General features: G+C 65.0%; 10 protein-coding genes. 3 read left to right on the top strand and 7 right to left on the bottom strand.

Annotation, left to right across the window (positions count from 1 at the left end; all coding sequences use genetic code 11):
* Positions 1 to 15: 15 nt before the first annotated feature.
* From rsmA to lptF, 6 genes are all read right to left on the bottom strand, one after another.
* A complete protein-coding gene (rsmA, locus tag AKL29_RS30035; RefSeq protein ID WP_050386639.1) occupies positions 16 to 870 on the bottom strand; it encodes a 16S rRNA (adenine(1518)-N(6)/adenine(1519)-N(6))-dimethyltransferase RsmA in 855 nt (284 codons plus the stop codon).
* Positions 871 to 1,872 (bottom strand): 4-hydroxythreonine-4-phosphate dehydrogenase PdxA, encoded by a 1,002-nt coding sequence (gene pdxA, locus AKL29_RS30030; protein WP_050386638.1) that lies wholly within the window; start codon positions 1,870 to 1,872, stop codon positions 871 to 873.
* A gap of 17 nt (positions 1,873 to 1,889) precedes the next feature.
* Positions 1,890 to 2,837: a SurA N-terminal domain-containing protein gene (locus tag AKL29_RS30025; RefSeq protein ID WP_038377610.1), complete on the bottom strand. Its 948-nt coding sequence runs from the start codon at positions 2,835 to 2,837 to the stop codon at positions 1,890 to 1,892.
* An 82-nt stretch (positions 2,838 to 2,919) separates the two neighbouring features.
* A complete protein-coding gene (locus AKL29_RS30020; RefSeq protein WP_244482497.1) occupies positions 2,920 to 5,343 on the bottom strand; it encodes an LPS-assembly protein LptD in 2,424 nt (807 codons plus the stop codon).
* 77 nt (positions 5,344 to 5,420) lie between these two features.
* On the bottom strand, positions 5,421 to 6,518 hold the full coding sequence (lptG, locus tag AKL29_RS30015) for an LPS export ABC transporter permease LptG (protein WP_028335173.1): 1,098 nt from the start codon (positions 6,516 to 6,518) through the stop codon (positions 5,421 to 5,423).
* A complete protein-coding gene (lptF, locus tag AKL29_RS30010) occupies positions 6,515 to 7,681 on the bottom strand; it encodes an LPS export ABC transporter permease LptF (protein WP_028335174.1) in 1,167 nt (388 codons plus the stop codon). The genes lptG and lptF overlap by 4 nt, the downstream gene beginning before the upstream one ends.
* A gap of 370 nt (positions 7,682 to 8,051) precedes the next feature.
* Here lptF and AKL29_RS30005 point away from each other — a divergent pair, with 370 nt between their 5' ends.
* From AKL29_RS30005 to AKL29_RS29995, 3 genes are all read left to right on the top strand, one after another.
* Positions 8,052 to 9,554: a leucyl aminopeptidase gene (locus AKL29_RS30005; protein WP_050386636.1), complete on the top strand. Its 1,503-nt coding sequence runs from the start codon at positions 8,052 to 8,054 to the stop codon at positions 9,552 to 9,554.
* A gap of 15 nt (positions 9,555 to 9,569) precedes the next feature.
* Positions 9,570 to 10,022, top strand: a complete 453-nt coding sequence (locus AKL29_RS30000; protein WP_028335176.1) for a DNA polymerase III subunit chi — start codon at positions 9,570 to 9,572, stop codon at positions 10,020 to 10,022.
* A 101-nt stretch (positions 10,023 to 10,123) separates the two neighbouring features.
* Positions 10,124 to 10,678 (top strand): hypothetical protein, encoded by a 555-nt coding sequence (locus tag AKL29_RS29995; protein ID WP_050386635.1) that lies wholly within the window; start codon positions 10,124 to 10,126, stop codon positions 10,676 to 10,678.
* 134 nt (positions 10,679 to 10,812) lie between these two features.
* Here AKL29_RS29995 and AKL29_RS29990 read toward each other — a convergent pair whose 3' ends face one another.
* The gene (locus AKL29_RS29990; RefSeq protein ID WP_050386634.1) at positions 10,813 to 12,675 is read right to left on the bottom strand and encodes an ABC-F family ATP-binding cassette domain-containing protein; all 1,863 of its coding nucleotides are present in this window, start codon (positions 12,673 to 12,675) and stop codon (positions 10,813 to 10,815) included.
* Positions 12,676 to 12,731: the final 56 nt, after the last annotated feature.

The raw sequence follows: 12,731 nt of genomic DNA, 5'->3' as shown, positions 1-12,731 counted from the left end.
TTTTCTCCTGTTGTTCTATTTTGTGGCCCGTATATCGGCCAATTCCCGGGCCATGGCAACAAAGCCCGCGACCGGAATGGTTTCGGCGCGCTGTGTCGCGTCGATACCGGCTGCGGCAGCAAGCCGCGCCGGATCGGCCGACAGCGATTTCAGGCTTTGGCGCAGCATCTTGCGGCGCTGGCCGAAGGCGGCGGCCGCGACCTGCTCGAGCATGCGGCGGTCGCACGGCTCGGGCGCGGCGCGCGGTATCAATCGTACCACCGAGGACGTGACCTTCGGTTGCGGCACGAAGGCCGCGGGCGAGATGTCGAACAGGATCTTGGTCTCGGCGCGCCAGTTGGCGAGCACCGCGAGCCGGCCATACGCCTCCTCGTCCTCATGGGCGACGATGCGCTCGGCGACCTCGCGCTGGAACATCAGGACCATCATGTCATACCAGGGCGGCCACGGCTCGATCGACAGCCAGTCGACCAGCAGCTGGGTCGCGATGTTGTAGGGCAGGTTGGCGACGATCTTGGCCTTGGCGCCATCGAGCAAGGGACGCGGGTCAAAGCGCTGCGCGTCGCCATGCACGATCTCGATGCGGCCGGGATAGCGCTTGGCGATGTAGTCGAGCGCGGCCAGCGCCCGCTCGTCGCGCTCGATGGCGATCACGCGCTTGGCGCCCAGCGCAAGCAGCGCGCGCGTCAAGCCGCCGGGACCGGGCCCGACCTCGATCACGGTGGAGTCTTCCAGCGGGCCCGCGGCGCGGGCAATGCGCGCGGTGAGGTTGAGATCGAGCAGAAAATTCTGGCCGAGCGATTTGCGCGCCGACAGCGAATGCTCGCGAATGACGTCGCGCAGCGGCGGCAGATCGTCGATCGCGCTCACTTAGCTTGATGCCGCGGCCATGCGCGCGGCGAGCCGGAGGGCCGCGATCAGGCTCGATGGATTGGCCTTGCCGGTGCCGGCGATATCGAATGCGGTGCCGTGATCGGGCGACGTCCGGATGAAGGGCAGCCCCAGCGTGACGTTGACGGCGTCCTCGAACGCCACGGTCTTGATCGGGATCAGCGCCTGATCGTGATACATGCAGATCGCGCAGTCATAGGTCTTGCGCGCGGCTGCGTGGAACATGGTGTCGGCCGGCAGCGGGCCCCGGACGGCAATGCCGTCGCGGCGCAGGATCTCGACCGCGGGCGCGACGATCTCGACGTCTTCCATGCCGAGCGTGCCGTCTTCGCCGGCATGGGGATTGAGGCCGGCAATGGCGAACCGCGGCGCCGCGAGACCGAACCGCGCCTTCATGTCCGCGACCACTATCCGCGCGGTCGACACGATCAGGTCGGCCGACAATTGCGCCAGCGCCTCGCGGACCGACACATGGATCGTCACCGGGACGACGGCGAGGGCCGGCGACCACAGCATCATCACCGGCTGCGGCGCATGCCCGCCGCTTGCGGCAAGCTCGGCCAAGAACTCTGTGTGGCCGGGATGCCGGAAGCCGGCGCGGTACAGCACGTTCTTGGCGATCGGATTGGTGACGACGGCGCTGGCCTTGCCGGCGGCGACATCGGCGACGGCCTGCCGGATCGATGCCAGCGCCGCATCGGCGCTCGTACCGTCGGGCTGGCCCGGTCGCGCCGTCGCCGCCTTGCCGGTCGCAACCACGGGGAGGGCGCGTTCGAACGTCGCGGATGCCTCCTCGGCGCTGACCTCGGCCAACTCGACGGCAAGTCCGAGCGCCTTGGCGCGTTCGCCAAGCGAGGCGCGGTCGCCGAGCAGATAGAACGGCGGGAGATCGAGTTCGCGGCGTCGCAGCCATGCGGCGAGCGTGATGTCGGGGCCGATGCCTGCGGGCTCGCCGGATGTCAGTGCGAGAGGTTGAGCCATGCGTCAACGATAGTCGATCATCGCCCGCCTGGATATTCGATCATCGCGGCTTTTCGGACTTCCTGCAGGTAGGCCTTCGACTTCGCCTCGTACTTCTGCACGTACATCTTGTCGCGCATCTCACGCTTCTTCGGCGTGTCGACGGTGGTTGCCTTCCTGCCGCAGAGGGCGACCATTTCAACGCCCTGCTTGGTGACCTCGGGAGGGGTGAGGTGGCCGACCGGGGTCTTGTCCAGGATGTCGCGCAGCGACTGCGGCAGGTCAGCCGAGGTCTTCACGACTATCTCGCGGATCGCGGCGTTGCGCATCGACTTGAAGAAGGTGTTGGCTTCCTCGCAACTGGTGACGCGCTCACGCAGGCTGTCCGCTTCCTTGCGGCGCCCCTCGAACTCCGACTGCGGCGCGCCGCGGGGCACGATCAGAACGACGGGCTGCATCCTGTATTCGAACGCCTCGGCCTCAGCCGCCCCTCCGGTCTCCTTGACCGCGTTGGCCACGTCCTTTTCGCCAACCTGCAGGCTTTCCTTGAAGCGGCCGCGGACCAGGCTGGTCCAGACCATGTCGGCCCTGATGCGTTGCTTCAGCGTGTCCGGGCGGATGCCCTTGCCCTCGAGCACCTTGGTGAGCTGGTCGCCGGAAAGCCGCATCCGCTGCGCCATGCCGCCGAAGGACTGGTCGATATCGCCGGCGGAGGGATCGACGCCGAATTTCTTGGCTTCCTTGATCTTCAGCTTCTCATCGATCAGCTCGTCGAGGACGGTCTTCCGATCAGGCGTCTTGCCGCCGGTCAGGGCGTTCAGCTTGGCACGCTGCTCGATGTCGTAATTGGTGATAGGCTCGCCATTGACCATCACGGCGATGGCCTGGGCATGCAGTCGCGCACCGCCTCCGAGCAGGAGGAAAAGAGCCAGCAGGGAACTCAACACTAGCTGATGGCGGCGCGTTGGCAGGCTAGCGGTCGTCATTATCGTCATGTCAGCCGTTTAAACCAATTCAAGCCAGAGCCCCAGGCCCGCAGGCAATCCAAGCCCCCCGCCAGACCGCTCGCTACTGCATGCCAGCCGAACTGCTGGACGTGGAGGTCTGCGCGATCGTCCGCAGCCCGATCTGGAACATGAACGCGTGGCTGAGGACGGGCGGCGTCGAGCCGGCCTGATAGGTATAGGACGTGACATAGTTGGCGGCCAGCACGAAGCAGTCGTCCACATAGCCCGCGCCGAACGCGTACTGGTTGATTTTGTTCGCTTCAAGGTCCCAGCGCGCCGCGCCCTGAACCACCCAGTTCGCGGCCACCTTGACCGATCCGCTGGCGAGGATGCCTTCGCGGCGCGTCAAATAGCCAAGCTCCGGCTGCGCGGCATAGTCGCCGTACATCAGGCTGACCGACCAGCGGTCGAAGTTCGCGCTGGCCTGGGCCTCGAATCGGTTGATGTTCCAGGTCGCCTCGTCCATCCGCGAGCGGACGCTGAACGTGTAGGTGCGGTTGGGCGAGTAGGCGAGGCTCGCGACATAGTCCGAGCGCGGATTCTGCAGGCCGGAGTCGAGGCCGGTGTTGGTGACGTCCGCGACCGCGAACGAGTTCAACCCGAACATCTGGTAGGACTGTCCGAACATCGCCTTGACGCTGCCGCCGCGATCGAACTGCGTGGTGGCCTGCACGCCGACATTGGCGCGGCTGCCGCCCTCGACGCGGTCGTAGCCGGAGAATTTGTCGACCGCGAACAGGTTCGAGGTATCGAACACCAGGCTCTGCGCGTCCTCGTTCGGAAGCCTGCCGGCGTCGGGCTCGTTGGGCCGGATGATGACCTGCGCGATCGGCTCGACGGTCGTCGTGCCCCACGGCTGCACGTTGATGAAGGGGTAGCGGTATTCGAAGCCGACGGTCGGCATCAGGCGAACCGTCTGGGTGTCGCCGACCGGCAGGAAGTTGGAAACGCCGGGCTGGTTCGAGATGTCGGCGTTGATGGCATCGGCGCGGACGCTGGCGAACGGCGTCCAGATCTGGCCGAGCGGGTCGGTATAGGATTTGCGCCACTGCGCCTCGGCGGTCAGCCTCGTGTAGGTGCCGGGCATGCCGCGCAGCAGGCACTGCGACGGCGTCCGCGCCATCGGATCAGCGGACGTGGTCGTGCACAACGGGTTAAGGGGGTCGGCGGCCTGTGCCGTGATCGGGTCGAACACCGCGGTTTCGCGGGTCAGGTTGGTGAAGTTCACCTTGTAGCTGAACTCGCCACCGAAGATCGGGCTGTTGATCACGTTGTTGTAGTCGATAACAGGCGCGACCACCGGAACCTGGTTCTGGTTGCCGGAGTAGCTGAGATAATAGATCGCGCGCGCGTCGAAGAAGCTGCGGTTGCCGACGCCGGTCAGATAGAGCTGCGAGATCGCCTCGGTCGGCAGCGACAGGAACGATCCGAACGGGTCCTTGTACTGGGCCAGCCGGTAATCGGACATGAAGTAGTAGTCGGACAGCAGCACGCCGTCCCAGCCCCAGGTCCATTTGTCGTTCAGCGCGAACTGACCCTTGGTCTCGACGCCGCCGCGGAACTGGCGGTCGCCGGGCTGGCCGGCGAAGGCGCCTTGATCAAGCTGGTCGATGCCGTAGAGCCGGATCTGATAGGCGCCGTTCGACAGGCGCTGCCGGAATTCGCCCTGGAACAGCACGCCCTGCTTCGAGGTGATGCGCGGATTGAACGTCGCGTCGAAGTCCGGCGCGAGCGCGAAGTAATAGGGGATTTCGACGCCGACGCCGAACGCCGAATACGTGGTGAAGCCCGGCATCAGGAAGCCGCTCTTGCGCTTCACGGTCGGATCGGGCGTCGAGAAGTAGGGCAGATACGCCATCGGAACGCCGAAGAACTCGAGCTGGGCGTTCTCGAAATAGAGCATCTTCTCGGTCTGGTTATGGATGATGCGCGCGCCCTTGACCTGCCAGAGCGGCGGCTTCTTCGGATCATCCTTACAGGGCGCACAGGCAGTATAAACGCCGTTGTCGAACACCGTGTAATTGCCGCTGGACCGATCGGCGCGGGTCGCCGCCATGCGCGTCTGGTCTTCAGTGTCGACGCGCAGCGAATCGACGAAGCCGTCGCGGTAGTCGTCGCTGAGATCAACGATGTTGGCGTAGGTGATCTTGCCTTCCGCATCGGTCATGCGGATGTTGCCTTCGGCATGAAGACGCTTGGTCTTCTGGTCGTAGATGACCTTGTCGGCCTCGACGCTGGTGCCGTTGTAGAACATCTGGACGTTGCCAACGGCCGAGATGCGCTGGTTGTTGTAGTCGTAATCGACCTCGGTCGCCTGAACCAGCATCTGCCCGTCATTCTTGGCCGGCGGGCGGGGCGGCTTCGGCGGGCGCGGATTATAGGTGAAGGCCTGCGCGGCAGCCGGCGTCGACGCGACAACGTCGAGCGCGCTGACCACGACGAACGCGGCGAGGAGAGCTGAGATCGAAACGCCAAACGCGGCCATGCGGCTCCGTTGACGGCGCAGGACACTGCGCCGCCCGAGAGCAGGCGACCTCAACTGGCGGGCGGCGACGATAGCCACTACCCGTCCTCCTGGTACAGCAAGGCTAAGAAACCGGTGAGGCTGCCCACAACGACAGGCAACCACGCCGCAGCGATGGGATGCATCAACTCAGCCTTGCTCAAATCTTCAGTTACTTTCGACAGCACGTAGAGCAGAAAGCCTGCGCCCACGCCACTCAAAACCATCTTCTGCACGCCGCCCATCCGAAAGAAGCGGAGGCTCACAGAAGCCGCCAACATCACCATCGCAGCCAGCAAAAACGGCTGTGCGATGAGCTTGTGATACTGCAAGCGATAGCCAGCCGTCGCGAACCCTGAGCTCTCCGACGAACGGATGTAGTTCGGCAGTTGCCAAAAGGACACAGTTTCCGGGGTGGAGAAACTGTTGCGCACCTGTGCCGGTGTAAGGGTGGTGGTCAGGTAGAAGGTGTCCTGATCCACCGGAGGCTTGTCGAGGGTGAATCGGCGCACTCCCTTGAACACCCAACGGCCGTCTTCGAGCGCCGCTTCGCGCGCTTCGATTCGCTCCTTGAACTGGAGTGCCGTATCGAATCGGAACACGGTGAGGCCGGTCAGCCGCACGCCCTGCTGTTCGCTGCGGGCCGCATTGATGATCGCCTGACCCTCGTCGTTGATCTGGTTCAGCCAGAAGCCGGACGCGTCCTGTATGCCGCCGCCGGGCGCCGAGCCGAATAGCTCGGCCTCCATCCGTTTGGAGAGCTCACGCAGATTGGCCGATACCGGATTGTAGGCGGTGGTCGCGAAGATGCCGAGCATGATCGCACTGGCGAGCGCCGGCGAGATGAATTGCCAGGCCGAGACGCCGGCGGCGCGGGCGACGACGAGCTCCAGCCGCCGCGACAAGGCGAGGTAGCAAGTCATGGCGCCGATCAGCACGCAGAACGGCATCAGCTTCTCGAGCAGCTGCGGCACCCGGAACAGGGAAGTCTCCGCGACCGTGATCGCGGAGGCCGAGACGAGGCCCGACGTCTTGCGCACCATCTCGATGTAATCGACCAGCACGAGCAGCACGAAGATGCCCGCGAACACCCCCACCGCCGCGACCACGAAGCGGCCGGCGAAATAACGCCCGAGCGTGTTTGTGACCATACTCATGCGGTTGCCGGCCTCCGGAAGAGGCGCGCAATGCGCTCGTTGTTCCTGTTGATCGCTTCCATCAGCCGCGGCGGCGGTTCGACGACCACGCCGCCGACGATCATCCAGATGCCGACGCCGATGCCGCCGAACAGCATCAGATATTGCACCAGCGCCGCGAGCGGCGTCTTCACCGCCATGACCGAGCAGGCGAACCCGACCATGCGCAGGCCGAACACCGCGAATACCGAGCCGCCGATCGAGAAATTGCGGCTCTGGCGCGTGGTGCGCGGCGCGCCGAGGAAGGCGAAGGTGAGGGCAGCGAACGCAAACGGATAGATCGGCGCCATGAAGCGATCATGCAGCTCCGCGAAGAACTGGCCCGACAGCTGCTGATAGGTCTTGTCTTCCTCGTCCGGCCACATCAACTCCCAAAGATAGCGCTCGCGAATCCCGAGCGTGACGTCGCGCCCCTGCGAGAATTTCGACATGTCAAAGGCGTAACGGGCGAACGCGACCAGCGCCGGATCGCGCTTGCCAACCTCGAACCGCTGCAGATTGCCGTCATAGAGCACGAGGTATGAACCTCGATCAGTCTTCTGCACGGTGCCGTGGTCGGCGATGATGGTGACGCGCTCCTGCGGATCGCGGCGATCGTCGACGAAGACGCCGCCGAGCACGCCGCCGGGCAGGCGCTCGCGGATCCGGATCGTCAAGTTCTGGTCGAGCTGGGCGAAGCGGCCGGGCTGCAGGATGTTGGTCAGCACGTCGGCGGTGATCTCGGCGTCCCACTGCTTGATTCGGCGCATGCCGTCGGGGGCGAGATAGGCGCCGATGAAGGCGACCAGCGCCGCCACCACGCAGGTGGCAAGGAAGAACGGCCGGAACAGCCGGATCGGCGAGAAGCCCGCCGCGTTCATGACGATGATTTCGGAATCGGTCGCGAGCTTGTTCAGCGTGTGGGAGATCGCGATCATCAGCGCGATCGGAGCGATGATCAGCACCAGGGCGGGAATCACGAGACCGGTGATGCCAAGGAAGGTGAGGATGGTCTGACCCTGGCTGGTCATCAGGTCGATGCCGCGCAGCGCTTGCGTAATCCAGATCACGCCGGTGAGGCTGACCAGGACAAGCGCAAACGACGCCAGCGTCGTTTTAAAGATGTACTTGTCGATCGACCCCATCGCTACCGCACGACCCCCAAGGCCCCCTGCACGCAACCAAACGCACGGCTTTCGACCATCCCCGTCAACCCGGGTTCCCCTATGGTCGAGCCGCGGATCCGTCCGGCTCACTCTCTAGTCACTCTCTCACTACCATCCCTTTGATCCGTCAACAAAATGGCCGGGCCAAGGCGCGCTTAATTTATGGTTAATTAATCGCTTTTGTGGCCTTCCGGCCACTCCGGCGCTTGGCAGCGGCGCAGCCGGCGGGTCATAGTGTACGACAAGCCCGGTCCGGGCCGGTTCCGGACCGCCATCGCAATGCTCACCCCGCGTGCCGGAAGGACCGCCTCAGGTCCGAGCAACACCCTGAGTTCTGGAGGATTTTCCTATGTCCGACGCCGTCAAGGTCGGCTTTGTCCCGTTCTCCGCGTCCGTTCGCGGTATTCTGGTGGTCTTTTGCGACGACCAATTGAAGCTGGGAGCCGCCGCCCGGAAGGCGCTGGGAGCCGCCGCCGAGACGGTCAAGCGGGCTGCGGCCGCCAACCAGTTCAAGGGCAAGAGCGGGGCGGTCCTCGACATCCTGGCGCCGGAGGGAATCAAGGTCGAGCGGCTAATCGTGATCGGCACCGGCAAGGCGGCCGACCTCAAGGAGAAGGATTTTCTCAAGTTTGGCGGCGTGGCGGCCGGCAAGCTCAATGCCGGCAGCGGTTCGATGACCGTGCTCGCGGAACTGCCCGAAGCCGCGATGGCCGCCGGCCAGGCTGCCGCGATCGCCACCGGCATCCGTCTGCGCGCCTACAAGTTCGACCGCTACAAGACCAAGAAGAAGGACGGCGAGGACGGTGCCGTGCGGGCCGACGTCTCGATCGCCGTCGACGATGTTGCCGCCGCCAAGAAGGCCTATGCGCCTGAAGCGTCTGTCGTCGACGGTGTGAATCTGGCGCGTGAGCTCGTCAACGAGCCGCCGAACGTGCTGTATCCCGAGGAATTCGCACGCCGCGCCAGCCAGCTTCGCAAACTCGGCGTCAGCGTCGAGGTGCTCGACGTCAAGGCGATGACCAAGCTCGGCATGGGCGCGCTGCTCGGCGTCGCGCAGGGATCGGCGCGACCCGGCCGCACCGTGATCATGCGCTGGAACGGCGGCAAGAAGAGCGAGGCGCCGGTCGCGTTCGTCGGCAAGGGCGTCTGCTTCGACACCGGCGGTATCTCCATCAAGTCGGCCGGTGGCATGGAGGATATGAAGGGTGACATGGGCGGTGCGGCCTGCGTGGTCGGGCTCATGCACGCGCTGGCGGCGCGCAAGGCCCGCGTCAATGCGGTCGGTGCCATCGGCCTTGTCGAGAACATGCCCGACGGCAATGCGCAGCGTCCGGGCGACATCGTCACCTCGATGTCCGGCCAGACCATCGAAATCATCAACACCGACGCCGAGGGACGCCTCGTGCTCGCCGACGTGCTCTGGTACGTCGCCAAGAAGTTCAAGCCGAAATTCATGGTCGATCTGGCCACGCTGACCGGCGCGATCATGGTCGCGCTCGGCACCGATCACGCCGGCATGTTCTCCAACAACGACGAGCTCGCCGAGCGCCTGGCCAAGGTCGGCCTCGAGACCGGTGAGAAGGTGTGGCGCATGCCGCTCGGTCCCGAATACGACAAGCAGATCGATTCGCAATTCGCCGACATGAAGAACACCGGCGGGCGCAACGGCGGCTCGATCACGGCAGCGCAGTTCCTGCAGCGTTTCGTCGACGGCACGCCGTGGGCGCATCTCGACATCGCCGGCACCGCGATGGGCGCGCCGAAGACCGAGATCAATCAGAGCTGGGGTTCGGGTTATGGCGTCCGGCTGCTCGAGCGGCTGGTCTCCGACTATTATGAAGCCGGGAAATAGAGTGTCGGCTGGCGCATGACCGAGGTTCTGTTCTACCACCTGCAGAACATGACGCTGGAAAGCGTGCTGCCGCCGCTGCTCGAGAAGTCGCTCGAGCGCGGCTGGCGCGTGGTCGTGCAATCGACGTCGCAGGAGCGTGCCGAGACGCTCGACGCGCATCTGTGGACCTACAGCGACGATTCATTCCTGCCGCACGCGACCTCGCGGGTTGCCGACGCGCAGGACCAGCCGATCATCCTGTCGATCGAGGAAGGCAATCCGAATCGGGCCAATGTCCGCTTCCTGGTCGACAATGCGGCGCTGCCGGCCGACTGCGACAGCTACGAGCGGGTGGTCCTCGTGTTCAACGGCGACGACCCCGACGCGGTTGCCTCGGCCAGGGAAAGCTGGACTGCTTGCAAGGCGCGCGGCTTCGAGGTCACCTATTGGCAGACCGACGAGCGGGGACGCTGGCAGCGGCGCCAATAGCGATAGCTACTAATTAATGATAATTCGACGTTTCTTGGGGCGGGCCACGGTCATGCCGCAAAGTGATGTTCGGACAAGCCCTTAGGTAAGGGGTAGGAGCTTTGTCGATCGTGCGGGACGGAACATTCAGTCGGAAGTCGCTGCTGGCCTTGCTGGTGCTTGCACCGGGACTTGCCGGCTGTTCGGGCGCCGGATCCGATTTGTTTTCGCGCGATGCGGAATGGTTCTCGCGTCCCGGGCGGGTGTTCATCCGCAACATCTCGATCGAATCGCCGCCACTGACGCCGGACAAGCCGGTGACGAACGACGATCTCGTTAGTGCCGACGGCAGTTGTCCAGGCATGGCACCGCCGCCGGGCGCCACCGATGCCAACGCGCAGGCCGGCGGTGCACCGCCGCCGCAGCCAACGGGCGGCAGCGTTGCACTCGGCCACACTGAATGCGATGTCGTGCGCGGTATCGGCGCTCCCGACAGCGTCAACCTGTCCAGTGCTCCGGGCGGCGGGCGCGTTGCGGTCGTGACCTGGTCGCGCGGCCCGCGCGCCGGCATCTACACCTTTACCTCGGGGCGCCTGTCGTCCGTCGAGCGCGGCCCGGACGCTGTGCCGGAGCCGAAGCAGGCGAAGCCGAAGAAGAAAAAGACCTCGCAGGGCTAGTGCGTTTTCGCCGCAGCCGCAGGTCGATGCCTCCATTCGCGGGCATGACACCGGAAAGAATGAGAGCCCAGGCTCCCTCCACACGTCGTCCCTGCTTTCGCAGGGACGACACCGCTCCGCCCGGTGGGTCAAATCTAATTCGCCGCTTCGTCGAGTTCGGCGCTGGCTTCCAGCCAGTCTTCCTCGGCGCGCTGTAACGCGCTCTCGGCGCTGGCGCGCGCCTTGGTCAGTTGCGCGGCCTGCTTGGGGTCGCGGGTAAAAATATCAGGCAATGCGAGCGCGGTATCGATCTTGGCGATGATGCCGTTGATGCGTTCGATCTCGGCCTCGGCTTGCGCGACCCGCTGCCTGGGTGAAGCACGCTTTTCATTGCGGGCGCGCTCCAGCTTGGCGGGCTCCTTGACGCGCTCGCGCGAAGCCGGCCGGCCGTCATTGGCCGACAGGATCATGCGTCGATACTCGTCGAGATCGCCGTCATAGGCCGTCACGGTCTGGTTCGCCACGACCCACAGGCGGTCGGCGCAGGCCTCGATCAGATAACGATCGTGCGAGACCATCATGACGGCGCCGGGAAATTCGTTGATCGCCTCCGCCAGCGCCGCACGGCTGTCGATATCGAGATGGTTGGTCGGCTCGTCCAGGATGATCATGTTGGGGCCGTAGAACGTCGCAAGCCCGAGCAGCAGCCGCGCCTTCTCGCCGCCCGACAGGCTCCTCACCAGCGTGTCGCCGGCCTTGCCGGAGAAGCCGATCGCACCAACGCGGCCGCGCACCTTGCTCTCCGGCGCCTCCGGCATCAGCTTGCGGATGTGATCATAGGGCGAGCCGTCGAGATTGAGCTCGTCAACCTGGTGCTGGGCGAAATAGCCGACCGACAGCTTGTCGGCCCTCGTGACCCTGCCGGCAAACGGCGCGAGCTTGCCCGCCAGCAGCTTGACCAGCGTCGACTTGCCGTTGCCGTTGGCTCCTAACAGCGCGATGCGGTCGTCGGTGTCGACGCGCAGCGTCACGCGATTGAGCACCGGCTTGCCGGGTTCGTAGCCGACCGAGACGTCGTCGACCGCGATGATCGGCGGCGACAGCAGCTTCTCCGGCGCCGGGAACGAGATCTCATGAACATCCTGGGTCACCAGCGCGGTGATCGGCTTCATCCGCTCCAGCATCTTCACGCGCGACTGCGCCTGCCGCGCCTTCGAGGCCTTGGCCTTGAAGCGGTCGACGAAATCCTGCAGGCGCTTGCGCTCATCGGCCTGCCGCTTGGCGTGCTTGGCGTCGAGCAATTCGCGCGCGGCGCGCTGTTCCTCGAACGAGGAATAGGTGCCCTTGTAGAGCGTCAGTCCGCCGCGATCGAGGTGCAGGATCTGATCGACCGAGGTGTCCAGCAGGTCGCGATCGTGGCTGATCACGATCACGGTGCGCGGATAGTTGGCGAGGTGGTTCTCGAGCCACAACGTGCCTTCGAGATCGAGATAGTTGGTCGGCTCGTCCAGCAGCAGGAGGTCGGGCGCGGAGAACAGCGTCGCCGCAAGCGCGACACGCATGCGCCAGCCGCCGGAAAATTCCGCACACGGCCGCGCCTGGTCTGATGTCGAGAAGCCGAGGCCGGAGAGGATCGCCGCGGCGCGGGCGGGCGCGGAATGGGCGTCGATATCGACCAGCCGGGTCTGGATTTCGGCAATCCGGTGCGGATCGTGCGCCGTCTCGGCCTCGCGCAGCAGCGCGTCGCGCTCGAGATCGGCCTTCAGCACGACGTTGATCAGGCTTTCGGGCCCATCTGGCGCTTCCTGCGCGAGGCTGCCGATACGCCAGCGCGGCGGAAGCGCGATGCTGCCGCTCTCGGTCGGGATGTCGCCCCGGATGGCGTGAAACAGCGTCGATTTGCCGACGCCGTTGCGGCCGACAAATCCGACGCGGGCTCCGGGTACAATTTGCACCGAACTGTGATCGATCAACAGCCGTCCGGCGATCCGGACCGAGATGTCAGTGATGGAGAGCATGCAGCGTTGTCACCGGACCCGCCGCCAAACGCAACCCCGTCTGTTCGTAAAATCTC

Origin of the sequence: Bradyrhizobium pachyrhizi (assembly GCF_001189245.1) — a bacterium.
Taxonomy (GTDB): domain Bacteria; phylum Pseudomonadota; class Alphaproteobacteria; order Rhizobiales; family Xanthobacteraceae; genus Bradyrhizobium; species Bradyrhizobium pachyrhizi.
The sequence above is the reverse complement of the archived record's forward strand: the minus strand, read 5'-3'. Positions and strand labels throughout refer to the sequence as shown.